Source organism: Pseudactinotalea sp. Z1748 (assembly GCF_049725185.1).
GTDB lineage: Bacteria > Actinomycetota > Actinomycetes > Actinomycetales > Beutenbergiaceae > CALKWS01.
This window is the reverse complement of record NZ_JBMPQB010000002.1, coordinates 515,286-539,249: the sequence shown is the minus strand read 5'-3', so window position 1 is coordinate 539,249 and position 23,964 is coordinate 515,286. Positions and strand designations below refer to the sequence as shown.

Genomic DNA, 23,964 nt, shown 5'->3' with positions numbered 1-23,964 from the left:
CCCCTGCGGCCACCCATGCGCAGTTCGCAGGACGGCGACGGCTGGGTCTCCTGCGGGTGCGGGCAGCGGCACTGGGGACGCTACGGCGCAGCCGGGCTGCTGTTGGCCGACGGCGGGGGCCAGGTGGTCCTGCAGCACCGTGCCCCGTGGTCCCACCACGGCGGCACCTGGGGCATCCCCGGCGGTGCCCGCAACGCGGGCGAGAGTGCCGTGCAGGCCGCGGTGCGCGAGGCCGGGGAGGAAGCAGGGGTCCAGGACCCGGTGCTCCCCCACGCCAGCCATGAACTGGCTCACCCGGACTGGAGTTACACCACCGTGCTGGCCCACGTCCCAGGCGGAATGCAGGTCCGGGCCACCGATGCCGAGAGTGTGCAGGTGCGGTGGTACCCGGTGGACCGGGTCACCGCGTTGCCTCTGCTGGGTGCCTTCGCCGAGGCGTGGCCGCTGCTGCGGAGGATGCTGAGGACCCGGGCGGTGCTCGTGGTCGATGCGGCCAACGTGGTGGGTGCCCGGCCCGACGGTTGGTGGAAGGACCGGGCCGGTGCCACGACCCGCCTGGCGAGCCGGCTCGCGGCCCTGGCCGGTCACGGCGTCGCGGCCGACGCACTCGGTCTGCCCGGGCACACCTGGTGGCCCGCGATGGTGCTGGTCACCGAGGGAGCGGCCCGCGCCGCCGACGACGTGGCTCCGGTGCATACCGTGCGCGCCCACGGCGAGGGTGATGAGGAGATCGTGCGCACGGTGCGTCGTGCCCTCGGTGGTGGGTTCAGTACCGTTCGCGCCGGCAGCGGGCAGGACGACGGGCAGGACGACGCCGGCGACCGCAGTGACAGCAGCCGCGCCGCCGAGTTGGATGTGCACGTCAGCGTGGTGACCGCCGATCGTGCTCTGCGTGAGCGAGTGAGCGGTGCCGGCGCACAGGTGCTCGGGCCGGGCCGGTTGTGGCAACTACTGGACGCGCTGGAGACCTGACCGCAATACCCCGGCGCGAGGGAAGCGTGGCTACCACTCGGTCCGCTCACACCGCGGCATTCCTCCAGGCCTCCGCGCCGCCGGGGTTGCATCCTGGCCAGGAAACCGTAACGGTGGAAGGGCCCGAGGCGCTGACGCGGAGCACGCGTTCCGTGCAGCGTCACTGCCGAAGGAAGGATTCCCCGTGCTTACCCTGACTGAGAACGCCCAGTCCGCGATCAAGGCGATCACTGCCGAGGCCGACCTGCCCGAGACCGGCGGTGTGCGCATCGCGGTGACCGAGGAGGGCAGCCAGCTCCACTTGGAACTGGCCCCCGAGCCGCAGTCCGGTGATGAGGTGCTCGAGGCCGAAGGTGCCCGTGTGTTCACATCCGAGGAGGCCACCCAGATGCTCGACGGGCAGGAACTGGATGCCGGCCAGACCGAGGAGGGTACCGGCTTCACCCTGCGTCAGCAGACCTGACCACCCCCGCGCCACCGCCCGCGACCGTGCCATCCCGGTGCGGACCCGCGGGCGGTGCGCGCGTAGGCTTGGCCCATGAGTACGCGCCGCGCATGGGGAACCGGACTGGCCACCGTCACCGCAGGTGGGAGCACGCTGGACGTGTGGTTCCCCGACCCGGCCCTCGGTGAACCCAGCCCTGGTGATGCCGGCCCCTACGGGGTCCCGGCCGATCTGGCCGCACTGGCCGGCGCCGACCCGGACCGCGCCGCCCACCACCAGGTCCGCACCGTGATGATCGACCTGGACGAAGCCCCCCGCAGCACCGAGGACGCCTACCTGCGTCTGCACCTCCTCTCCCACCGGCTCGTCACCCCCAACTCGATCAATCTCGAGGGCATCTTCGGCGTGCTCCCGAACGTGGCCTGGACCTCGGCCGGCCCGTTCGCGGCCCAGGACTTCGAACGGACGCGGCTGTCGCTGCGCGCGGCCCACCCGGGGTTGCAACTGCAGGTGTACGGCGTGGACAAGTTTCCCCGGATGACCGACTACGTGGTCCCCAGCGGGGTGCGCATCGCCAACGCCGACCGGGTCCGGCTCGGTGCCTACCTGGCCGAGGGCACCACCGTGATGCACGAGGGATTCGTGAACTTCAACGCCGGCACCCTGGGCGCCAGCATGGTCGAGGGTCGCATCTCCCAGGGCGTCGTGGTCGGCGACGGGACCGACATCGGCGGGGGCGCCTCGATCATGGGCACCCTTTCCGGTGGTGGCACCGAACGGATCACGGTCGGTGAGCGCTGCCTGCTCGGTGCAAACGCCGGTATCGGGATCTCCCTCGGGGATGACTGTGTGGTGGAGGCAGGCCTGTACGTGACCGCCGGCACCAAGGTCAGCGTGGAGGGCAGGGTGGTCAAGGCCGGTGAACTCTCCGGTATGGACTCCCTGCTGTTCCGCCGCGACTCCACCACCGGGCAGGTCCAGGTGCTCCCACGCACCGGTTCCGGAGCCGCCCTGAACGCAGCCCTGCACGCCCCGTAGATCTGCCTGGGGACCGTTGGCTCAACTCCGACGCGTGGTCAGGACGCCGTCATCCGCCGGACCGCCGTCGTCATCGGCACCGGTGGACCGGTCCTCGGCGCGTTGCGCGCGCACGCTCGCCAACACCGCGGCGGCCAGCACCACCCCGATCACCGCCAGGCTCTGTGCGGTGGAGGCGTGGTAGGCCTCCACGACGTTCTCGATGATGAGCGTGGCGCCGATGTAGACCAGGATGAGCGCCACCGCGATCTTCAGGTAGCGCAACCGCTCGGCGATACCGGACAACAGGAAGAACAGGGCTCGTAGGCCGAGCAGGGCGAACCCGGTGGCGCACATGACCACCACCACGTCGGTACTGATCGCCAGCGTCGCCGGCAGGGCGTCCAGTGCCATCACGATGTCACTGAGTTCGACCAGGATCAGGGCCAGCAGCAATGGTGTGGCACGCAACCGGCCGTCCTCACGGACAACGAAGCGATCACCGCGGAAGCCCTCGGTGGTGGGCAGAACCCGTCGGATCAACCGGGTGAGGGCCGAGTCGGTCTGCTCGGCCTCAGCACCGCCTGCGTGGTGCCCGCCGACCGGCTCGTGGCGCTCCCGCCACATCTTGTACCCGGCGTAGAGCAGGAACGCCCCGGCGACCCACAGCACCCAGGTGAAACTCTCCATGATCACCACACCGGCGTTGACCACCCCGAAGCGCAGGACCAGAGCCCCCAGCACCCCGAAGAGCAGCACCCGTCGTTGAGCGTTCTTGGGCACCCCGAGGGAAGCGAAGACCACCAGCCACAGGAAGACGTTGTCCACCGAGAGCGACTTCTCCACCACGAAGACGCCGAAGTAGTCCCCTACCGACCCATCGTCGCCGTAGAAGGGGAACACCGCGAAGCCGAAGACCACCGCGGCGCCGATCCAGACCACCGACCAGATCGCGGCCGAGCGCACCGTCACGGTGGTCTCGCGCCGATGCACCACGAACAGGTCGATCGCCAGCAGGACGATCACCACCACCCCGAAGATGGCCAGCACCTGTGAGCCGCTCATCGGCGTCTTTCCCCTTCCGCGACCGCCGCATCCTGCGCACCAGAGGCTACCCCTGCCGGGACGGTCCCGTACGAGCCCCCGGGCGCGGAACTGCCCGGTCTCAGCGCTGGCTGAGGGGCACGTACTGGCGCTCGGTGGCGCCGGTGTAGACCTGCCGGGGCCGGCCGATCTTGGTGGCCGGGTCCGCCATCATCTCCCGCCACTGCGCGATCCAGCCGGGGGCCCGGCCGACCGCGAACAGCGGGGTGAACATGTTCGTGGGGAAGCCCATCGCCTTGTAGATCACCCCGGTGTAGAAGTCCACGTTGGGGTAGAGCTTGCGCTCGATGAAGTAGTCATCGGACAGCGCGATCTCCTCCAGCCGCTGGGCGATCTCGAGCAGTTCGTCCTGCACCCCCAGAGCCTGGAGCACCTCCGCCGCGACGTCCTTGACGATCGCCGCGCGCGGGTCGTAGTTCTTGTACACCCGGTGCCCGAAGCCCATCAGGCGCACCCCGGACTCCTTGTTCTTCACCTTCTGCATGAAGGTGTCGGCCCCGTCGGGGCTGTCCCGGATCTCCTCGAGCATTGCCAGCACCGCCTCGTTCGCCCCGCCGTGCAACGGGCCGGACAGCGCCCCGACACCGGCCGAAACCGAGGCGTAGAGGTTCGCGTGCGCCGAACCCACGATGCGCACCGTGGAGGTGGAGCAGTTCTGCTCATGGTCGGCGTGCAGGATCAGCAGCAGACGCAGTGCCTTCACCAGTGACTCATTCTGCTCGTAGTCACCGTTGTCGTCGGCGAAACTCATCCGCAGGAACCCCTGCAGGTAGTTCAGCGACTTGTCCGCACCGATCATCTCCTTGCCCTGGGAGCGGCGGAAGGCGTAGGCGGCGATGGTGGGCAACTTCGCCAGCAACAGCACCGTGGCCAACTCCACCGCGTGCTCATCGAACGGGTCCACGCTCTCGGGGTAGTAGCCCGGCAGCGCCGAGACCGCCGAGGACAGCACTGCCATCGGGTGGGCATCGGTAGGGAAAGCGCCGATGAGGTTCTTGAAGTTGTCATGCAGGTGGGTGTGGCGCTCCACCCGCTCGGTGAACGCGTCCTTCTGCGCGGGGGTGGGCAGTTCACCCTGGATGAGCAGGTAGGCCACCTCCAGGAAGGTGGCCCCCTTGGCCAGTTGGTCGATCGGGTACCCGCGGTAGCGCAGAATCCCGGCGTCCCCGTCGATGTAGGTGATCTTGGACTCGCAGTTGGCGGTGTTCATGAACCCCGGGTCCAGCGTAGCCAGCCCGGTCTCCTTCAGCAGTGAGGAGATCTCCACACCGTCGTTGCCCTCGCTCGCCCTGACCCTGGCGAACTCCAATTCCTGGCCGTCCACCTGGAATGTTGCGGGGGGCGGTGTGGCATCAGTCATGTCTGTCCCTTCCTGGCGGTATCCCTCGGCCACATCCTTGGCGTGGATCGCACACCACGATGGGCCCTGGCACGCAATCTACCGGCCGGACAAAGGTCATGCCCAATCGTTGCCATGTTTTCCAAGGGTGGCATTGCGCACCCCCTGATACCCGAGCAGGTACCGGTGGCGGCACCATCGGGCAGCCCGATCCACCGCCGGAAGGCCCCGGCGGCGCCGATCCCGGCGCTCAGGAACCGGTGAGACGCCTCGCGGCGGCGGCCACTCGTTCATCGGGTGCGGTCAGGGAGATCCGCACGTGACCGGCGCCGGCTGCGCCGTAGAAGGCTCCCGGGCCGGCCAGGATGCCCAGATCAGCCAGGAAGTCCAGCAGTGCCCAGCAGTCCTGGCCGGTGAGCACGGAGTCCTCCTGCGGACGCACCCACAGGTACAGTCCGGCCTCGGAATGGTCGACGGCGAATCCCGCCTGCCGTAGCGCCGGCACCAGGGCCTGGCGACGGGCGCGGTAGCGCTCACGCTGGCGGTCCACGTGCTCATCGTCACCGAGGGCTGCGACCATCGCCGCCTGCACCGGGGCGGGCACGATCATGCCCATGTGCCGGCGCATCAGCACCAGGCGGGCGATCAGGGCGTCATCACCGGCCAGGAACGCGGCTCGGTATCCGGCGAGGTTGGACTGTTTGGACAGCGAGTAGGCCGCCAGCAACCCCGCATGGGACCCGCCGCTGACCCGCTCGTCCAGCAGGCTCGGCACCGGCTCGAGATTCCACGGAACGTCCCAGCCCAACTGGGCATAACACTCATCGGAGGCCACCACGGCCCCCAGGTGACGGGCGGCGGAGACCACCTCGGCCATCAACTCGGTGCCCAGCACCGCGCCGGTGGGGTTGGACGGGGAGTTCAGCCAGACCAACCGCACCGCGGGGTTGCCGGCCCACTGGGCCACATCGTCGGCGAGGAGCACCTCCGCGCCAGCCAGTTGCGCGCCGATCGCGTAGGTGGGATAGGCCATCGAGGGCACCACCACCACATCCCCGGGCCCGATCGACAAGAGCGAGGGAAGCAGCGCCACCATCTCCTTGGAACCGATGGTCGGCAGTACCGCCCCCGGGTCCAGGCCGGGAACGCCGCGGGCGCGGTCGAACCAGGAACTGATCGCCTCCCGAAGTGCCGCCGTCCCGGCCACCGTGGGGTAGCCGGGGGCGTCAGCGGCCTCAGCGAGAGCCCGCTGGATCGCCGGTGGCGTGGGGTCCACCGGAGTGCCGATGGACAGGTCCACCAAGCCCCCGGGGTGCGCGCGGGCGCGCTCGGCGTAGGGTGCCACCGCATCCCAGGGGTAGTCCTGCGTGATCTGCACCAGACCCATCGACGGACGCCGCTCAGTCGTGCTGTTGCGGTGGCAGGGCGGCCACGATCGGGTGATCGAAGTTGATCAGCCCCATCTGCGCGGCTCCACCGGGTGAGCCGATCTGGTCGAAGAAGTGCACGTTCGCCTCGTAGTAGTTCGCCCACTGCTGCGGAACGTCGTCCTCGTAGTAGATCGCCTCCACCGGGCACACCGGCTCACACGCCCCGCAGTCCACGCACTCATCGGGCTGGATGTACAGCATCCGTTCACCCTCGTAGATACAGTCGACCGGACACTCGTCGATGCAACTCTTGTCCTTGAGGTCCACACACGGTTCGGCGATCACATAGGTCACAGACGAGGTCCTTCCTTGCGATGGATACAGTGGCCCAACGTGGGCTTCACCAAGGTCCGGTCCTAGTATCGCCCATTCGCCAGGTTCGGGCAGGCCCTCCGATCACGAGGAGGAGGCAGTACATGGAGCGGAGGCGACGGTGAGTGAATCCGCGGCGACACCGTTCTGGCGCGGTTGGCAGGTCGGGGAACGCGTGGTGGTGCGGTACCGGATCGAGGACGGCCGCTACTCCGACGCACTCGGTGAGTTGGCCCGCGTCGATGACGACGGTGTGGACGTGATCACCAAGCGCGGGCTGGTGTCGGTACCCGCCGCCACGATCGCCATCGGTAAGCGGGTCCCTCCCCCGCCCACGCGCCGCCGCCGGCCACCACCCGATGCCGGTGGTTAGTCGTCGTCCCCGTTGCCGTTGTCGTCGTCATCGTCGGAGTCCGACGGCGGTTCACCGCAGACCACCCTGTTCCACGGGCGATAGGTGTGGGTGTAGGTGCGCTGCTCGTGCACCTCACCGCCGGCCGAGACCGTTCGGGTCACCTGCACGGTGAAGCCGGACTGCCCACCGGACTCCGGCTCGCACCGCGGGTCCTGGTTGTACACCGTCTGCGGTGAGGTGATGTTGTAGCGACTGCCGGTGACGATGTCGACGTCCCACACGTCCGTGCCCCACAGCACCACATGGGTCTGGCCGTCCCCGACCCAGGCGTGGATCAGCACCCCGTAGTCGGTGTTGTTGCCGAATCTCATGTCCAGGTCCGGGGAGAACAGGGTGGCTTCACGGCCCTCGGGGTAGCGGCTGAACCATCGCGAGTGCGGCTGGTGCGTGATGTCTTCCAGGCCCGCTTCGAACGCGGCGTTGAACACGGTGGTGGAGAGTTGGGACAACCCGCCCCCGGCGGCTTCGGTGGCAAACCCATCCACCACCACGCCGGAGGAGTTGTAGCCGCCGGCCTCGGTGATCGGACTGAGTGCATCCAGCAAGGAGAACTCCTCACCCGGCATGAGCAGGGTGTCATTGATCCTCGAGGTACCGATCACCAGGTTCTCGGTGCGGGGTGGGTCGTAGGGCATCGGGGTGGAGTAGCGTCCGATCACCTCCACCACGCCGAGCGCTTCGGCATCGGCCGTGGTGAACTCGGCCTCGGTCCGGGAGAGTTCCACCGTGGCTACCCGCTGGCCCGCCTCGGTTTGCAGGGAGGCGTCGCGCACTGCCGGGGCCAGTTCCTCCGGGTCCAGCCCGGTGCCGGTGACAGCCGGGATCACGGTGGGCTCACCGCCCTGCAACTCGATCCTGGCGTCACGGGGGACTTCCCCGATCGAGTCCTCCTTGGCCGTGACGGTCTCGGCCAGTTCCTGACCGTCCAGGGCCAGGTCGAACCGGGTGCCGTTGACCTCCAGGGTGGCGGCATCGGCCAACTCCTCGGTGGACAACTCCACTTCGGTGTCGTTCACCGCCACGGTCACCGGACCGGACAGGAACGGCTCGACCACCTCATCCATCGCGGCCCGGATCTCCTCGGGCCCGATCTCGGGCTGCACCACCAGCTCGGGCAATTCCAGGGGGCGTGACCCGGTGATCCACTCCGCCGCGAGCAACTCGGTGGCCTCGGGCACGTCGACGGCGGCGCCCTCCTGCGGGTCGGTGATCTCCGCCTCGGCATCGACGATGCTGATCGAACCCTCCACGGGGCTGATGTCCAGGTCTTCTGCCAACCCCTCCAGCACCGCCTCCAAGGCCGCCTCGTCCACCTGCGAGATCGGCTCCTGCTCGCCGAGCCCGAAGAGGTGGCCGAGCAGTATCCGGGGGTCCAGGGTGAATCCGGTGAACTGATCCACCGTGGCGGCAGCGTCGAAGGACAACCCGGCCGAGGCCGGTTCGATTTCGGCGCCGCTGTCCGCGAAGGTCAGCGGCAGCGGCTCGGTCTCCAGGCCACCGAGTTCCTCCGCCAGGACCTGCTCGGCCGTCCCGGTGGGCAATCCCGAGACGTCCACGCCGGCCACCGTGGTCTCCGCCGGGACGCGGTCGCCGAGGAAGTAGGCGCTGCCCACGTACGCCGCGGCGAGCAGCAACACGATCACGCCCTCCCAGATCCCGACCTTGGTGAGGCCGCGTTTCTTGCGCGTGGTCTTCTTCTTCGGGGTCAAAGGGCTGTCCTGGTCATCGGAGACGGCGCCCGGAGGCCCGGCCACCATGGTGGCGTCGGGGTCATCCGTGGCATCGGAGGCGTTGGTGGTCGGCGGGTCGACGACGCCGGTGGCGTCGTCGTCGCGAGCGTGCTCCTCGGTGTCGGCGGGCGTGTCCGCGGTGACGTCGTCCTCGGGGGTGAGGCGGTCCTTGATCGGGGTTCGGCGCACGTTGGCGGCCGGTCCTTCATCGGGACCGGGCAGTTCCTGGGTTGAGCCATCATCGAGCGCGCCTTCGGACGGGCGCTGATCTGCGTCCCCGTCGGCATGCTCGTGCGTCGGCCCCGCAGGCCCCTCATTCTGCTTCGCCACGTATTCCCTTTAGAGTCCTCGGGCTCGTGTACGCCCCCGCATATGGTAACGCCTTGCCGTTCGCGGCACCTGCGCCATTCCCAAGCGTGGCCGGATTCACAGCACCGCCCCGGTCTCAGGGGGCCGCGCGCATCCGACCCAGGTGGTGCACGATCCCGCCGCTGCCGGCCGGCGCCAGCGCCGTGCTGAGCACCTGCCCGACCACCACCTCGTGGGAACCGGCCTCCTTGGTCCACTCGGTGCGGCACTCCAACCATGCGGTGGCCTCATCCAGCAGGGCTGCGTCGCTGTGCTCACCGCGATGGTGCCCCACCCGGTCCAACTGGCCCACGGCGGGCCGTCCCGGGCTTGCCAGCCAATCCGCCACCGCGCCGGCCGCTGCGCTCAGGATGCTCACCGCCCAGGTCCCACCGGGCTGCACTGCCTCGGCCAGCCGGGCATCGGAGTGCACGCAGAACAGCACCGTGGGTGGTTCCAGCGAGACCGAGACCACCGAGGTGGCCGTCATCGCCAGGTCGAGGCTGCCGGCGCGCGCCGAGATCACGCACACCCCGGAGATCAGCCGCGACATCGCCAGGCGGTAGTCCTGCGCCGGATCAGTCACGGAACCACCTCCTCGGTGCCGCCAGGCCCAGCAGTCCCAGGGCGGGGGCCCCGAGCAGCCAGGCCACGCCGATCGCCTCCCCGGTCACGATCACGTCCGCCCTGCCCAGATAGGTCATCGCGAAGATCACCAGGAAGATCACGCCCGCGTAGAGCAGTTGCCCGCGCCGATCGGCCAGGGCGCGTGCCAGGACGGACCCGGTGAGCACCACCAGCAACGAGAGCAGCAGACCGAACGGCATCTCCCAGCGGTAGAACACCGTCCCGATCGAGCCCACCAGGATCGCCAGCAACGCCGCCATCGACAGCATGAACCCCGTGTACCAGCGCGGATCCTGCTCGCCCCCACCTCGCCCTTGCCCGGGTACACCCTCTTCTCCGGCCGCACCTGCGTCGTCGTTCCCTACGCCGTCCTCATCCCCGGCGAGGCCGGCCAGGTCGGCGGCACTACCCCACCCGGGCGCCACCATGGCCGTGGCCCGCGCCGGGACCGGCCGCAGCATGTCGTTGCTCAACGCGAACCAGCCGGCGGCGTGCCCACCGGACTCAGCCACCAGTGCCTGATCGACGTGCACGGCCTGGATCTGGGTCTTATGGGACCGCATCGCCTGCGCCAGTGCGTCCAGCACGGGGGCCGACAGCCCGACGTCCAGATCCACCTGATGATCGGGACGAACGATCGTGGGGGTCTGCTCGCCGGTGGGAACCGCGAGCAGCCCCCCGGTGTGCTCGGAGATGCCGGCCCGCCCCTTGTATCGCCTCAACCAGTCCAACCCGCCGCGGAAGCGGCTCTGCGGGTACACCACCCACGCCACCACGGGCACCCGCCAGGGCTGGGTACCGGTGGTGGGGTCATCGGGGAAGAGCGGCTCCAGGTCCGCCGCGGCCAGTTCCACCGCACGCATGGTGACCCGGTTGACCTGGACGTGGTCGGGGTGGCCGTACCCGCCGTCGGGCTCCTCGGTCAGCACCAGGTCCGGGCGGGTGGTGCGGATCAGGGCGGCCAGCACCCGTGCGCTGATGTCGGTGTCGGCACGGGAGAAGGCGTGGCCCTCGACGTCCTCGGCCGGGATCGCCCGCACGCCGGTCTGCCCCTCCGGCCAGCGCATCCCGGAGTCGGTGTACCGGGGCGGGCGGCGTGTGGTGAGTCCGGGCAACTCGTCCAGGAAGTGGTGCTCGGCCACGCCAAGCGCGGCGGTCGCGGCCCCGACCTCCTGAGTGCGGTGCCGGCCCAGCGCCTGGTGGTCCTGGGCCAGGTGCGCCAGGTCCGCACCGATCACCTCACCGCGCTCACCGCGGTTGGTGGTGACCACGGTGACGTGCCCGCGCCGCGCCATCGTGGCCAGCAGCGGGCCGCCGGAGAGGGTCTCATCGTCGGGGTGGGCGAAGACCCCGAGGGTGCGGGGGGCGTGCTGGCTCACTCCACTCCTTCCGATCCCACGGTGCTTGGCGGGCTCTGGGTGCCACCCACTCGTGCCCTGGCGCGGCGGCCCTGGTGGTGGCGGGTCAGGACCGCCGGGCCCGGGCGGCGGCCTTGTTCCGGTCGTGTCCGTTCAGGATCACCTTACGGATCCGCACGACCTCCGGGGTGACCTCCACGCACTCGTCCTCGCGGGCGAACTCCAGGGACTCCTCCAGGGTCAGCCGACGCGGGCGGTTCAGGTTCTCGAAGGTGTCCGCGGCTGCCGCGCGCATGTTCGTCTGCTTCTTCTCCTTGGTGATGTTGACGTCCATGTCCTCGTTGCGGACGTTCTCCCCCACGATCATGCCCTCGTAGACCTCCGAGGTCGGTTCGATGAAGAAGCTGCCCCGGTCCTGCAGGTTGAGCATCGCGAACGGTGTGGCCGTCCCGGCCCGGTCGGCCACCAGGGAGCCGGTGGTGCGGAACTCGATCGGCCCGGCCCAGCGCTCGTACCCCTCGGCGATCGAGAAGGCGATCCCGGTGCCGCGGGTCTCGGTGAGGAACTGGGTGCGGAACCCGATCAACCCGCGGGCGGGAACCACGAACTCCATCCGGACCCAGCCGGTGCCGTGGTTGGTCATGGTGTCCATCCGGCCACGGCGCGCGGCGAGGAGTTGGGTGACCGAGCCCAGGTACTCCTCGGGGACATCGATGGTCATCCGCTCCATCGGCTCGTGCACCGCGCCGTCGATGACGCGGGTGACCACCTGGGGCTTTCCGACGGTCAACTCGAATCCCTCCCGGCGCATCTGCTCCACCAGGATCGCCAGGGCCAGTTCCCCCCTGCCCTGGACCTCCCAGGCGTCGGGCCGCTCGGTGGGCAGCACCCGCAGCGACACGTTGCCGACCAGTTCGGCGTCCAGGCGGTCCTTGACCTGCCGGGCGGTGACCTTGTGACCCTTGACCCGCCCGGCCAGCGGGGAGGTGTTGATCCCGACCGTCATCGAGATCGCCGGGTCGTCCACGGTGATCAACGGCAGCGGACGGGGATCGTCCGGATCGGTCAACGTCTCCCCGATGGTGATCTCCTCGATGCCGGCGACGGCGACGATGTCACCGGGGCCGGCCTCGTCGGTGGGCATCCGTTCCAGCCCGCGGGTGCGCAGGAGTTCGGAGATCCGCACCCCGGAGATCTGCCCGTCCCTACGCGCCCACGCCACCTGCTGGCCCTTGCGCAGCGTGCCGTTGAAGATCCGCAGCAATGCCAGGCGGCCCAGGAACGGTGAGGCGTCCAGGTTGGTCACGTGCGCCTGCAGCGGCATGTCCGGGTCGTAAGTAGGTGCCGGGATGGTGTCCAGAATGGTGGCGAACAGGGGTTCCAGGTCGGTCTCATCGGGCAGTTCGCCGGCGGCCGGCTCGGTCATGGAGGCACGCCCGGCGCGGGCGGAGGCGTAGACCACCGGGACCTCCAGCACCGCATCCAGGTCCAGGTCCGGCACTTCGTCGGCAAGGTCCGCGGCCAGCGAGAGCAGGAGGTCGGTGGACTCGGCGACCACCTCGGCGATGCGCGAGTCGGGGCGGTCCACCTTGTTCACCACGATGATCACCGGCAGCCGGGCGGCCAGGGCCTTGCGGAGCACGAACCGGGTCTGCGGCAGAGGGCCCTCGGAGGCATCCACCAGCAGCACCACGCCGTCGACCATGGACAGCCCGCGCTCGACCTCCCCGCCGAAGTCGGCGTGACCGGGGGTGTCGATCACGTTGATGGTGATGCCGTCCGGGTGACCGGCGGCCGCGGCAGCCGCACCGCGGTAGTCCACCGCGGTGTTCTTGGCCAGGATCGTGATGCCCTTCTCCCGCTCCAGATCCCCGGAGTCCATCACGCGCACCTCATCGGAACCGCGTGCGCCGAAGGCGCCGGACTGGCGCAGCATGGCATCGACCAGGGTGGTCTTACCGTGGTCGACGTGGGCGACGATGGCGATATTGCGCAGATCGGTGCGCGAGCGGGTGGGCATCAGGTCAGGCCTCGATCCGGTGGTGGGTTGCTGGTGCACCGGAGGTAGGACGCGGCGCCAACACACAATTCTACCGGGAGATCAGCCTCGTTCCGCGCGCCGGGATGCCACCGGCGACGCCGAACACATCACATCACCTCAGCATCCGGACCGGGCCGACGCCACCCTCAGATGCCGCCACGTCCCATATCGCGGGCGCCCCCGCGCAGATCGTCGATCCCGGTAACCTGGCCCCGCGCCTCCTCCGCCGCCAACTCGGCCGCCGCGGCGTCGAGGAGGGCGTCTCGGGTCTCGCGGCGCTTGCGCTGTTCGTCCGGGTCCGGCACCGGTACGGCCGCGATCAGCCGCTGGGTGTAGGGGTCCTGGGGGTTGTTCACGATCTGCGGGGCCGGTCCGACCTCCACGAGTTTGCCGTGGTGCATCACCGCGATCCGGCTGGAGAGCATCTCCACCACCGCCAGGTCGTGGCTGATGAACAGGCACGCGAACCCGTGCTCACGTTGCAGGTCCTGGAACAGGCTGAGCACCGTCGCCTGCACGGACACGTCCAGGGCCGAGGTGGGCTCGTCGGCGACCAGCAGTTTAGGCTCCAGGCTCAATGCCCGGGCGATCCCCACCCGCTGGCGCTGCCCGCCGGAGAGTTCGTGCGGGTACCTGTTGCGCATGAACCTGGGCAGTTGCACCTGGTCGAGCAGGTCCTCCACGTGGGAAGCCAGTTGCTTGCCCTTGATCCCCCGGTGCAGGTACAGCGGCTCCCCGATGGACTCCCCGATGGGTAGGCGCGGGTTGAGGGAGGAGCCGGGGTCCTGGAAGACGATCCCGATCTTGCTGCGCAACGGCTTGAGGTCGCGCGGTTTGGCACCGACCATGTCCGTGCCCACGATCTCCAACCGTCCAGCCGACGCCGGAAGCAGGCCCACCGCAGCACGGCCGATAGTGGTCTTACCGGAACCGGACTCACCGACCAGGCCCACCACCTCGCCCGCGGCGATGCTCAGGTCCACGCCGTCCACAGCCTTGAACGCCGGGGTGCGACCGCGCTTGGGGTAGGTGATCTCCAGCCCCTCGGCCAGCATCGCCGGGGCGGGGCCCTGCGCGGCCGTTCCGTCAGCGGGCGCCTCGGCGCGTTCGGTGGTGGTGGCCGGAGGACGTACCGCCGTGTGCTCGTGCGCGCTCGACCCCAGGTGAGGCACCGAGCGCAGTAACTGGCGGGTGTAGGGGTGCTTGGGTGCGTCGAAGATCTCCGCGGCGGTGCCGCGTTCGACGATCTCACCGTTGCGCATCACCAGGATCCGGTCGGCCATGTCGGCGACCACGCCCATGTCGTGGGTGATCAGTACGATGCCCGAGTCGATCCGCTCCCGCAGGTCACGCATCAGCTTCAGGATCTCGGCCTGCACCGTGACATCCAGGGCGGTGGTGGGCTCGTCAGCGATCAACAGCCGGGGATCACACGCCAGCGCCTGGGCGATCATGGCACGCTGGCGCTGACCGCCGGAGAGTTGGTGCGGGTAGGAGTGGTACCGGGTGGCGGCTGCGGGCATCTCTACGAGTTCCAGCAGTTCGATCGCCCGGGCCTTCGCCGCGGCGGGTCCGATGCCCAGGTGGGTGCGGAGGGTCTCCACGATCTGGAAGCCGACCGTGTAGACGGGGTTCAACGCCGTCATCGGCTCCTGGAAGATCACCGCGGCCTCCATGCCGCGTACCTTCTGCAGTTTGCTGTTGGGCATCCCGACCAGCTCCTGGTCGCCCAGCTTCGCCGAGCCCGAGGAGCGGCCGTTGGGAGGCAGCAGCCCCAACAGGGACATCGACGACTGGGTCTTGCCCGAGCCGGACTCACCCACGATGGCGAGGACCTCACCGGGGTAGACCTCGTAGGTCATGTTCTTCGCGGCCGTGTGCCATTCCCCCTCGACGAAGAAGTCCACGCTCAGATCGCGCACGGTCAGGATCGCATCACCCGTCGCGGACAGGGGTGCCTCACTGGTGGTCTGTGTACTCACGCCACTTCCTTCCATCCATCACGGCGCGACGGCGCCGAGTGGGCGATGCTCCACTCCGGGCGGTTCGGTGCCACGATGGTGCCATGAGTCCCACGCACACGTTCCGCACCCTCTACGCACGCGTCCTGACCGTCCTGGCGGGAGCGTTGATCGTGGTGGTGCTCATCTACAGCCTCATCGAGGGCGGTCCGGACGCTCTGTGGCAGGCGTTGCCCTTCCTCGTGATCGGTGGCGGTCTGGTGTGGGTGCTGTTCGGTAATCCCAAGGTCGAGGTGGCCGACGGCGGCATCACCGTGATCAACATCGTGCGGCGGGTGCATGTGCCCTGGCCCACGCTTCGCGGCGTGGAGAGCCGGTGGGCCCTGTCGGTGGAGACCACCGAGGGCACCTACTCCTCCTGGGCGATCCCCGCCTCGAGCGGCATGGGGACGCGCCTGCGCCGCCCCCGCACGAAGGCGACCACGGGTGAGACCGACACCGGCAGGGCCCTGGAGACCGGTCACAATGCGGCCGCCGTGGCCCTGGTGATCGGGCAGCGGCTGGACTCCCTCACCGCGGCCGGCTACCTGGAGGAGCGTCCCACGCACGAGCCGGTCCGGCCGACCCCGGGTTGGAACACCCGCGAGTTGGGGGTGCTCGCGGTGGTCGTGCTGACGGTGGCGATCATGGTGCTCACCGGCTGAGCCGGTCCTGGCCGGGTTACCGCGGGGCACGATCGACGTCAGTCCCGGGCCGACGACGGCGAGCACGCCGTGGTCGGCCTGCTCGAGCCCCCTGCGTGGCCGGGCGCGGGTCATCATGACGTCGCCGCCACGTTGGTGTCCTTGGCCTCACGGCGCTCCAGCTTGCGCTCGGCGGCCGCAAGCTTGCGGGCCGAGGGGATGCGTCGCTGGCGCGGGTCGAACGCGTCCCGGAGCCCGTCACCGATGAAGTTGACACACAGGGCCAGGGCGACGATGAACAGGCCCGGCCACCAGAACAGCCAGGGCCGGGTGGCGAAGGCCGTCTCGTACTCACTGATGAGCAGCCCGAGGGAGACGTTCGGCAGCGTGATACCGAAGCCCAGATAACTCAGCGAGGTCTCCAGCAGGATCGCCGAGGACATCAGCAGCGTCACGGCTACGATGATCACACCCATGGCGTTGGGCAGCATGTGCTTGAAGATGATCCGCACATTCGAGGCACCGGCGACCCGGGCCGCGTCGACGAACTCCCGTTCCCGCAGCGAGAGGAACTCGGCGCGCACCAGCCGGGACAGGCCCGTCCAGGTCACCGCACCCAGCGCCAGTGCCAGCGGCACCGGGTCGGCCGCGCCGACGATCCGGCCGAGCACGGCACCGAGGGCGATCGTCGGCAGCGTGATGACCAGGTCGGTCATCCGCATCAGGACCTGGTCCGCTGCGCCACGGAAGAAGCCGGCGACGGAACCGATCACCACCCCGGCAAAGGTGGCGGCAATGCCGATGATCACCATGACGATCGTGGAGGTCTGGATCCCTCGCATCACCTGGGCGAACATATCGCGGCCGATGTCGTCCTGACCGAACGGGTGCGGGCCGATACCAAAGCCCTCCTCGCTCCAGGGCATCGTGATCGTGGGCCGGCCGCCCTCGTGGAAGATGCGGTAGCCGTGCACGTCCGGATCCGGGCGCTGCCCCGGGGCCCACTCCCACCAGCCGGGCACGAACCAGAATCCGACCGAGGAGAATCCGAGGATCACGATCCCGACCAGGATGACCAACGCGGCCATCGCGCCGCGGTGGCGGAAGAAGCGTTCCCGGACAATCTGCCCCTGGGACTTGCCGATGGCCTCGCGCAGTTCGATCGCACCCTCACCGGCACCGGAGGCGTCCTCCGGTACGTCGGGGTTGTCAACGTCGTTGAGACTCATCAGGCGTTCACCCGGATCCGTGGGTCAAGTGCTGCATACATCAGGTCGGCCACCATGTTGGCGAGGATCGCCAGCGCGGCCACGATCACCAGGTAGGCCATCACCGGTTCGATGACGTTGGCCTCAAGGTTCGCCAGGAACATGGTGCCCATCCCGGGTCTGGCGAAAATCCGCTCGGTGATCAGCGCGCCGCCGAGCAGGCCGATCACGTCCACCGGGACCAGGGTGGCCAGGGGGATCAGCGTGTTGCGGAAGCCGTGGCGCATGATCACGGTGCGCTCGGCCAGCCCCTTCGCGCGGGCGGTGCGCATGTAGTCCTGGTTCAGCACCTCCAACATCGACCCCCGCGAGTAACGCGTGTAGGAAGCGAAGGAGATGAGCATCAGGGCCAAAGTCGGCAGGATGAGGTGGCCGTACAGGTTCAGGGTGGACTCCCAGAAGTCCCCCTGGAATCCCGGTGTGCGTTCCTGGAAGGTCCGGATCGGGCGGCCCGAGATCCGAGGGTTGGCGTTGTAGGAGGGCCAGGCCTGCATGATCCGGTCCAGGAAGACCATGGCGCCCATGATGGCGGCGACGATCCCCCCGGTACGTGCTGATTGTTTCCAGTCCGGTCCGCCCCAGGCCCGCCCGACCAGCGCACCGACGGCCACACAGACCAACCCGAGACCTGCGATCAGCGGCGCGCCGGTGATTTCGGCGGCATCGGTGGCCCCGAATAGCCACTGCACCGGGAGGTACAGCGCGAGCGTCAACGCGACGACGCTCAGGGAGGTGTACAGCGCCCGCCGATTGTCCAGGCCGGTCGACAGCAGGGTGATCGCGAAGGCCACACCCAGCCCGTTCAGAAGGAGTAGCGCAGGGCCGATGTGTGGGTCGTTCCACCAGCCGGTGCCCTGCAGGTAGAACAGCATTCCCGCAACTGCGGCAGTGCCGCCAACGAAACTGATCAAACGGGTGACCCTGGACCCTGCCATGGCCATCGAGATCAACGCACCCCCGATGACGGCGACGATGCCGATCGTGGTCGGGGACAGGTGCGGGTCAGCCAGGAAGTCGTTGAAGCCGATCGCGCCCCACTGCTTGAGCAGTACCGCCACCCAGAACACCGGGAGGGAGTACAGCACGAAGGAGAAGAAGACGACGATGTAGTCGAAGCTGGTGTACTGACGCAGTGCCGAGACGATCCCGACGCTCACGCCGAGGATGATGGACAGAAAGGTCGCGGCGGTCACGAGATGGAGGGTGCCGATCACAGCACCGCGCAACTCGTCGGCGACCGGCTGCCCGGTCTCCCAGGACACACCCGGGTCACCGGTGACGAACGCGCCGAACCATGTGGCATACCGCTCGAACACCGTGGCATCGAGGTTCAGCATCTCGATGCGCTGTTCTATCTGTGCCGGGGCGTCAGGGTCGGTACTGGTGTACAGGTCCTCGAGCGGATCGACGGCGAGGTCGATCATGATGTAACTCAAGAAGGACGACAGGAGCAGGATGAGCAATCCCATCAGCACTCGTCTGACTATGAACTGCAGCAAAACTGGACCTCGCAGTCGGCAGTGGCCGGGGTGAGTTGCGGTGGATTCTAGGCGATGACGGTACCCCAGCCGAACCAGCCATGGGTCGGTTTGGGTACGCACAAGTGTGGGGGCATCGGGGCCGGTAGGGCGCCCGATGCCCCCACGTACTTGCGGTGTCTACCTAGGAGTCAGAGTTCAGAAGGAACCCTCGACTCACTCAGTGAGCTCCCACTCCCAGTAGTTCCAGAAGATGGTCGGTGCCAAGGCGATCGGCTCGATGTTCTGCAACCGTGCATCGTAGCCCGCGATGAGCTCGTGCTGGAAGATCACCGTGCCGAACGCTTCCTCCACCAGGATCTGCTCGGCCTCGGCGAGCAGATCCGCCTGTGCCTGAGCATCGGTCTCGGAACTCAACTCGGCGAAGATCTCGTCCACGCGCTCGTTGGAGAACCCACCGAAGTTGTTCACCCCACCGGTGACGTGGTTCTGACCAGCGGCACCAACCGCGGTGGAGGTGGACTGCCACCCGAACAGGGAGGCGTCGTAGATGGTGGTGTCAGCCAGGAGCGATCCCCAGTTGACGTCACCGGCGTCGACCAGTTCGAACAGACCCTCACGCTCCACGGACTCGCGGACGAGTTCGTAGATGTTCGCGCGTCGTGAGTTGGACGGGTCGTACATGAACCGGACCGGGATCGGCGTTTCCACACCGGTGCCCTCGATCAGTTCGACCGCGGTGTCCAGGTCGGTCTCCACCGGCCAGGCCTGCTCCATCTGGTTGGTCTCAACCATCTGGTCGTAGTTCGGAGAACCGGGGACCTGGGTGTAGGAGTGGCGCACCTCGGCCTCGGGGTTGATCGGCTGGACCTGGGTTTCCACGATCTCCTGGCGCGGAACCAGGTTGAAGAAGGCATTGCGGACGTCGCGTGCAACGTCCTCATCGCCACCGTAGGTCTCGGGGTCGAACGGGCCACCGTTGTCGAAGATGACGTCGATGTGCTCGTACGTGGGACCGTCACCGCTGAAGATCCCGACCTGATCGCCCAGGTTCTCCAGGGCGGCCAGCGTGTCCGGGGTTGCCTGCGGCTGGACCAGGTGCACTTCCTGGTTCTGCAGGGCCTGGATGTGGGTCATCGGGTCACCGGAGATGGTGACGGTGATCTCCTCGATCGCGGCCGGGAATTCCCCGGTGTAGTCCGGGTTGGCCGTCAGGGTCACGTACTGGTTCCGCTGGAAGTCCGTCATCAGGTACGCGCCCGAGGACAGGTACAGCAGTTCGTCGTCCGGCAGGGTGTCGCCGAACTGGAAGCCGGTGTTGTAGAACGCCGCAATCGGCGCGAGGTCCTCGGTGATCTCATCCTGGATCGCAGCGATCACCCGGTCCTTGGCTTCCTGCGGGTCGTCGATGTCCAGCGCCCGCATTCCGACCACGTGCGCGGGGACGCCCACACTGAAACTGTACTCCCAGTCCACGTAGGGCTGGTTGTAGTCGAAGGTCACGCCCTTACCGTCGGCGATGATCTCCGGTGTCTCCTCGATCAGCCCGACGGACGTGGTCAAGGGGAAGTTGAAGTAGACCTCGTTATCGTCAGCCAGTCGCTCGGAGACCTCGGTCTCGACGGCCGCGAGGTACTCCTCCATCGACTCGGCCGGAACCTCGAGTTCGCCGTCGTCGTTCTCCTCGCCGAACTCCTCGAGCAGTTCTCCCTGGACTTCCTCCCGGACCGCGTCGGCGTCGGTCTCGGTGTTCAACTGACCGGAGTGGGCCGCCCAGTACAACATCAGGTCAGCGGCGTCGATCTCGACCGGCTCCTCGCCGCCGTACCAGTACGCCTGATCGGAGAGGGTGAATTCCATGGTCATGGAGTCCTCGGTCTCCTCGACCATGTCAAAGGTGCCGAAGGACTCATTCCGCTGCAACGCCAGGTCGCCGTCGAAGTAGCGGAATCCGTCGTTCATCAGGTACAGGATGTTGTTGTTCGCGGCGGCGTTACCGGTCCGCGAGTTGCTGTTGTACTCGTAGAACGTCTGGTTCCAGCCAATGGTGATCGCGCTAGCAGCCTCGCTCACGCCACCGTTGTCGTCGCTGTCATCGGGCTCTGTGTCTGGGTCGTCACCGGTACCGCCATTGCATGCGGCCAGCACGAGGGCGGTTGCTGCGGTCATCGCAACTCCCGCCGTAAAGCGCCTGGTCTTCAATGTTCCTCCTATGAATGGCAAGGAGCGACTCGCCCCGGACCGCTTCCGGCTGGACCTCGTGGGTCCGACGAGCACTTTGCATCCGCCATGGACAGGGGAAGCGTACACACGCCAAGGGCTGGGATTGTTCGAGGTGACGGCATTCGTGTCCGCATCGTTACCGAAGTGAGACCTAGCCGTCACTCCTCCCGGCTGGGCGTGATGCCACCGTGACTTTGCGCCTGATCTGCGCGCTTGTGCGTTCCAGGGGCCACCGGACGCCCCCGTTCCGGGGCCCGGGGGGTCGTGGGAAATGGACTCGCCCACCGGTGGGGAACGTGCTAGTCACGCACCGTACCCTCGCCAGCCGGCCGCGCTCATGCGCTATCGGGACTGCATAGATGGGTACCGGAGGTATGCCTACCCGCGTGCCGGCTCCCGCCCGGGTGGGAAGCCGCCGGTGGCGATCGGACCCCAGCCGGTGATCTCAATCCGGAGCAGGGACTTGCCCTGACGCACCATGGCCTCGCGGTACTCGGCCCAGTCCGGGTGTTCCCCCGAGATGCTCCGGAAGTACTCCACCAGTGGCTCCACGGCCTCGGGTACGTCGAGCACCTCGGCCGTCCCGTCCACCTGTACGTAGGGCCCGTTCCACTCATCGGAGTGCACCAGCATCGACACCTGCGGATTGCGCCGGGCGTTGCTGGTCTTGGCGCGTTCGGGGTAGGTGGCGATCACCACCCGGCCGGCCTCGTCGACGCCCGCGCTCACCGGCGAGACCTGCAGTCCTCCGCTGGCCTTATGGGTGATCAGCGTGACCCGGTGCCGGGTGCGGATGAAGTCCAACAGTTCGGCCCGCTCCACGCGGGTGGCGGTGGCGATGCTCATGGTCCCCACGCTACCGCTACCCGGCCCGCGCCACCATGCGCGAATGACGCTGCATGGTCGCCCACCATCGCCGTCGCTGCCTAGCGGCCCGCTTCGATCAGGAACCGGGTGCTGTGCGCCACGAACGGGCCCTCGGTCTGGATGCGCTCATGCAGGAGCTCCAGCTGCGGACGGTAGGCGTCCACGGTGAACCCTGGCACGATCCAGATCACCTTGCGCAGGAAGTGCACCACGGCGGCGATGTCGTTGAAGGTCATCCTCAGGCGGGCGGTCTGCAGGTCCCGCACTCGGAGCCCGGCCCCCTCGGCGGCGGCTACCGCTCGCTCCGGACTGCGCCCGTCGGAAGGCTCGAAGTCCCCCAGCATCGCCTCCGACAACTCGTGCACACTGGCCTTCCCCACCTGTTGGGACAGGTAGGTTCCGCCTGGACGAAGCACCCGGGCGATCTCATCCCACAGCACCACAGTGGGGTGGCGGGAGACCACCAGGTCGAAGGTGCCGTCCTCGAACGGCAGCGGTTCGGTGTCCTCCACCTGCACCACCTGCCCCCCGAGCGCCGTCAGTCGCGGGCGGGCCAGGTCCAGGTTCGGGGGCCAGGACTCGGTGGCGCGCAGCAGTGGTGGGGCGTGCGGTATCTGCGCGAGCACCTCGGCCCCGCCGGTCTGGACATCAAGCATCGCCCGGGCGGTGCCCGATCGCTGCGCGACCAGTCCGGCGTAACCCCAGGGTGGGCGCTCCTCGCTGGCCCGGTCGGCGAACCAACTGAAGTCCCAGCCCTCGGTGGGCACCGCTGCGCCCTCGGCAAGTAGTTCGTCGAATGTCGTCATCACCCCATGGTCGCACCCGCGTCACCAACCAATTCGTGAGCACCGCCGGTTAGCACTCTCGGCATGAGAGTGCTAAAATCGACCGTGACAACGGTCGTCTTCATCGGGCCTGGAAGGTCCGGGCCCGGGTATCCACTCGGAGGTGATGGTGATGGCCACGCGAATCGACCCGTTCCGCGAGATGGACCGTGTATTCAGTAATGCGCTCGGACAAGTGATGTCCTCCGGACGCAGCAATGCGATGCCGATCGATCTGTATCGCGATGGGGACAAGTTCGTTCTGAACATGGACCTTCCCGGGGTCGATCCATCGTCGATCGATGTCGACGTCGAGGACCAGACGCTGACGATCCGTGCGGAGCGCGGACAGGCGGAGAACCAACAGACCCAGTGGCTCGCGCGGGAGCGGCCCACCGGCACATTCGCGCGCCAACTGATGCTCGGTAGCGGGGTGTCGGTGGATCGGATCGACGCCTCATACGCCGATGGCGTGCTGTCGCTGACGATCCCGGTGGCCGAGGAAGCCAAGCCCCGCAAGATCGAGGTTACTCACTCGAGCAAGCAGTCCACGATCGAACAAGCGGACTGAATCATGCGGTGGTGGCGGGTGCCCGGCCGGGCTCGCCCGCCACCACCGGTCCACCTGCGTACGGAGGCAGGAGCGTGTCTCACCCGAAGCGGTACCCGACAAGAGCCGAAGCGATCGAGCAGTCACTGGTTCCGGCACTGGCCGAGCACACCGATGACGTGGACGTTGACGCCGTCTTCGAGGCCACCTTTACCTACACGGTCGAGTGCGACGGCGCGGGCGACGAGATCGAGTGCACGGGGGGCTATGAATCGGCTGCCACCGAAGGCGAGATCTGGTCGGTCGCGGCCGATCATGCCCAGCGCATCATCATCGTGGACTCTGAGCCGCCCGGGGGTGAGGATCACGAGGCCCCCGGCCAGATCTCGGTGACCATCCCCTCCACTCGCGTGGAGGTGGAGGTCCTGTCGCTTCCCGCGCGGCTGCGCCCGGACACCTGGGAGAAACTCATCGACCAGCGGCTCCGCGAAGCGAACTGGAGACGCGTGAGCGAGTGGGAGGACGGCGCTAACCGCGTGCGGGCAATGGTCGTGCGCATCTGAGACCCGATGCCCCTCGCCGGCGTGCCGAAGCAAACCTAGAACGAGCGGTCGAGGAGCAGCGATGACCTGGGATTTCGAGGGCGAGATCTGGTACTGGCGCGGCCCCGCCCCGTTCTACTTCGTCACCGTGCCCGAGTCGATCAGTGCGGACATCCACGCCGTGGCCGCCGACGTCAGTTACGGCTGGGGGGCGATCCCCGTCCGAGCGCGCATTGGTGCCACCACCTGGCAGACCTCCATGTTCCCCAAGGGAGGCATGTACGCACTGCCGGTGAAGGTGGCGGTACGACGGGCCGAGCAGATCGACGATGGCGACCTGGTCTCAGCCCACCTGGAACTGGAGCCGGGACGGCCCCAGATCACCGTGAGATGAGGCGCGTTGCCGCGGCGTGCAGTCTGGGCCACCTGA

The 23,964-nt window shown here is 68.1% G+C and carries 22 protein-coding genes; 8 read left to right on the top strand and 14 right to left on the bottom strand.

All coding sequences use genetic code 11. The features are described 5' to 3' along the window. The first annotated feature begins 15 nt into the window (after nt 1-15). The 3 genes from ACO0LU_RS06875 to dapD all read left to right on the top strand — a co-directional run bounded on the left by ACO0LU_RS06875 (nt 16) and on the right by dapD (nt 2,455). On the top strand, nt 16-972 hold the full coding sequence (locus ACO0LU_RS06875) for an NUDIX domain-containing protein (protein ID WP_424790656.1): 957 nt from the start codon (nt 16-18) through the stop codon (nt 970-972). A 184-nt stretch (nt 973-1,156) separates the two neighbouring features. Then, nucleotides 1,157-1,435 (top strand): HesB/IscA family protein, encoded by a 279-nt coding sequence (locus ACO0LU_RS06870; protein ID WP_424790655.1) that lies wholly within the window; start codon nt 1,157-1,159, stop codon nt 1,433-1,435. A 75-nt stretch (nt 1,436-1,510) separates the two neighbouring features. Then, nucleotides 1,511-2,455 carry a 2,3,4,5-tetrahydropyridine-2,6-dicarboxylate N-succinyltransferase gene (dapD, locus tag ACO0LU_RS06865; RefSeq protein WP_424790654.1) on the top strand — a complete coding sequence of 315 codons (945 nt, stop codon included), beginning with the start codon at nt 1,511-1,513 and terminating at the stop codon, nt 2,453-2,455. Nucleotides 2,456-2,476: 21 nt separating this feature from the next. On the opposite strand, the gene ACO0LU_RS06860 is transcribed toward dapD, so the two are convergent. The 4 genes from ACO0LU_RS06860 to fdxA form a co-directional block, all read right to left on the bottom strand. Continuing rightward, the gene (locus tag ACO0LU_RS06860; RefSeq protein WP_424790653.1) at nt 2,477-3,499 is read right to left on the bottom strand and encodes a TerC family protein; all 1,023 of its coding nucleotides are present in this window, start codon (nt 3,497-3,499) and stop codon (nt 2,477-2,479) included. A gap of 100 nt (nt 3,500-3,599) precedes the next feature. Beyond that, nucleotides 3,600-4,898, bottom strand: a complete 1,299-nt coding sequence (locus ACO0LU_RS06855) for a citrate synthase (protein ID WP_424790652.1) — start codon at nt 4,896-4,898, stop codon at nt 3,600-3,602. A 229-nt stretch (nt 4,899-5,127) separates the two neighbouring features. Then, nucleotides 5,128-6,264: a succinyldiaminopimelate transaminase gene (gene dapC / locus ACO0LU_RS06850; RefSeq protein WP_424790651.1), complete on the bottom strand. Its 1,137-nt coding sequence runs from the start codon at nt 6,262-6,264 to the stop codon at nt 5,128-5,130. 13 nt (nt 6,265-6,277) lie between these two features. Continuing rightward, nucleotides 6,278-6,601, bottom strand: a complete 324-nt coding sequence (gene fdxA / locus ACO0LU_RS06845; protein WP_424790650.1) for a ferredoxin — start codon at nt 6,599-6,601, stop codon at nt 6,278-6,280. 139 nt (nt 6,602-6,740) lie between these two features. Between fdxA and ACO0LU_RS06840 the strand changes: the two genes are divergently transcribed. Further along, the gene (locus tag ACO0LU_RS06840; protein WP_424790649.1) at nt 6,741-6,992 is read left to right on the top strand and encodes a hypothetical protein; all 252 of its coding nucleotides are present in this window, start codon (nt 6,741-6,743) and stop codon (nt 6,990-6,992) included. On the opposite strand, the gene ACO0LU_RS06835 is transcribed toward ACO0LU_RS06840, so the two are convergent. The 5 genes from ACO0LU_RS06835 to ACO0LU_RS06815 all read right to left on the bottom strand — a co-directional run bounded on the left by ACO0LU_RS06835 (nt 6,989) and on the right by ACO0LU_RS06815 (nt 15,120). Continuing rightward, complete coding sequence (locus ACO0LU_RS06835; protein WP_424790648.1) at nt 6,989-9,094, bottom strand: VanW family protein; 2,106 nt, start codon at nt 9,092-9,094, stop codon at nt 6,989-6,991. The two genes, ACO0LU_RS06840 and ACO0LU_RS06835, sit on opposite strands and share 4 nt — an antisense overlap. A gap of 115 nt (nt 9,095-9,209) precedes the next feature. Next, nucleotides 9,210-9,698 (bottom strand): flavin reductase family protein, encoded by a 489-nt coding sequence (locus tag ACO0LU_RS06830; protein ID WP_424790647.1) that lies wholly within the window; start codon nt 9,696-9,698, stop codon nt 9,210-9,212. Continuing rightward, nucleotides 9,691-11,118 carry a PIG-L family deacetylase gene (locus ACO0LU_RS06825; protein ID WP_424790646.1) on the bottom strand — a complete coding sequence of 476 codons (1,428 nt, stop codon included), beginning with the start codon at nt 11,116-11,118 and terminating at the stop codon, nt 9,691-9,693. Before ACO0LU_RS06825 ends, ACO0LU_RS06830 begins: the two co-directional genes overlap by 8 nt. Nucleotides 11,119-11,203: 85 nt before the next feature. Further along, a complete protein-coding gene (gene typA / locus ACO0LU_RS06820; RefSeq protein WP_424790645.1) occupies nt 11,204-13,117 on the bottom strand; it encodes a translational GTPase TypA in 1,914 nt (637 codons plus the stop codon). Nucleotides 13,118-13,284: 167 nt separating this feature from the next. Further along, nucleotides 13,285-15,120, bottom strand: a complete 1,836-nt coding sequence (locus ACO0LU_RS06815) for an ABC transporter ATP-binding protein (protein ID WP_424790644.1) — start codon at nt 15,118-15,120, stop codon at nt 13,285-13,287. Nucleotides 15,121-15,203: 83 nt separating this feature from the next. On the opposite strand from ACO0LU_RS06815, the gene ACO0LU_RS06810 reads away from it, so the two are divergent. Continuing rightward, nucleotides 15,204-15,803 carry a PH domain-containing protein gene (locus ACO0LU_RS06810; RefSeq protein ID WP_424790643.1) on the top strand — a complete coding sequence of 200 codons (600 nt, stop codon included), beginning with the start codon at nt 15,204-15,206 and terminating at the stop codon, nt 15,801-15,803. Between the two features lie 113 nt (nt 15,804-15,916). Here the strand turns inward: ACO0LU_RS06810 and ACO0LU_RS06805 are convergent, their stop codons facing one another. The 5 genes from ACO0LU_RS06805 to ACO0LU_RS06785 all read right to left on the bottom strand — a co-directional run bounded on the left by ACO0LU_RS06805 (nt 15,917) and on the right by ACO0LU_RS06785 (nt 22,424). After that, nucleotides 15,917-17,011, bottom strand: a complete 1,095-nt coding sequence (locus ACO0LU_RS06805; RefSeq protein WP_424790642.1) for an ABC transporter permease — start codon at nt 17,009-17,011, stop codon at nt 15,917-15,919. Beyond that, nucleotides 17,011-18,519, bottom strand: a complete 1,509-nt coding sequence (locus ACO0LU_RS06800; RefSeq protein ID WP_424790641.1) for an ABC transporter permease — start codon at nt 18,517-18,519, stop codon at nt 17,011-17,013. The genes ACO0LU_RS06805 and ACO0LU_RS06800 overlap by 1 nt, the downstream gene beginning before the upstream one ends. A gap of 225 nt (nt 18,520-18,744) precedes the next feature. Continuing rightward, a complete protein-coding gene (locus ACO0LU_RS06795; protein ID WP_424790640.1) occupies nt 18,745-20,697 on the bottom strand; it encodes an ABC transporter substrate-binding protein in 1,953 nt (650 codons plus the stop codon). A gap of 432 nt (nt 20,698-21,129) precedes the next feature. After that, nucleotides 21,130-21,597, bottom strand: a complete 468-nt coding sequence (locus ACO0LU_RS06790) for a PPOX class F420-dependent oxidoreductase (protein WP_424790639.1) — start codon at nt 21,595-21,597, stop codon at nt 21,130-21,132. A gap of 80 nt (nt 21,598-21,677) precedes the next feature. Further along, nucleotides 21,678-22,424, bottom strand: a complete 747-nt coding sequence (locus tag ACO0LU_RS06785) for a class I SAM-dependent methyltransferase (protein WP_424790638.1) — start codon at nt 22,422-22,424, stop codon at nt 21,678-21,680. Nucleotides 22,425-22,575: 151 nt separating this feature from the next. Between ACO0LU_RS06785 and ACO0LU_RS06780 the strand changes: the two genes are divergently transcribed. The 3 genes from ACO0LU_RS06780 (at nt 22,576) to ACO0LU_RS06770 (ending at nt 23,928) form a co-directional block, all read left to right on the top strand. Further along, nucleotides 22,576-23,013 (top strand): Hsp20/alpha crystallin family protein, encoded by a 438-nt coding sequence (locus tag ACO0LU_RS06780; RefSeq protein ID WP_424790637.1) that lies wholly within the window; start codon nt 22,576-22,578, stop codon nt 23,011-23,013. Between the two features lie 74 nt (nt 23,014-23,087). Further along, nucleotides 23,088-23,555: a hypothetical protein gene (locus tag ACO0LU_RS06775; RefSeq protein WP_424790636.1), complete on the top strand. Its 468-nt coding sequence runs from the start codon at nt 23,088-23,090 to the stop codon at nt 23,553-23,555. Between the two features lie 61 nt (nt 23,556-23,616). Next, nucleotides 23,617-23,928, top strand: coding sequence for a DUF1905 domain-containing protein (locus ACO0LU_RS06770; protein ID WP_424790635.1), 312 nt, complete (start codon nt 23,617-23,619; stop codon nt 23,926-23,928). Nucleotides 23,929-23,964: the final 36 nt, after the last annotated feature.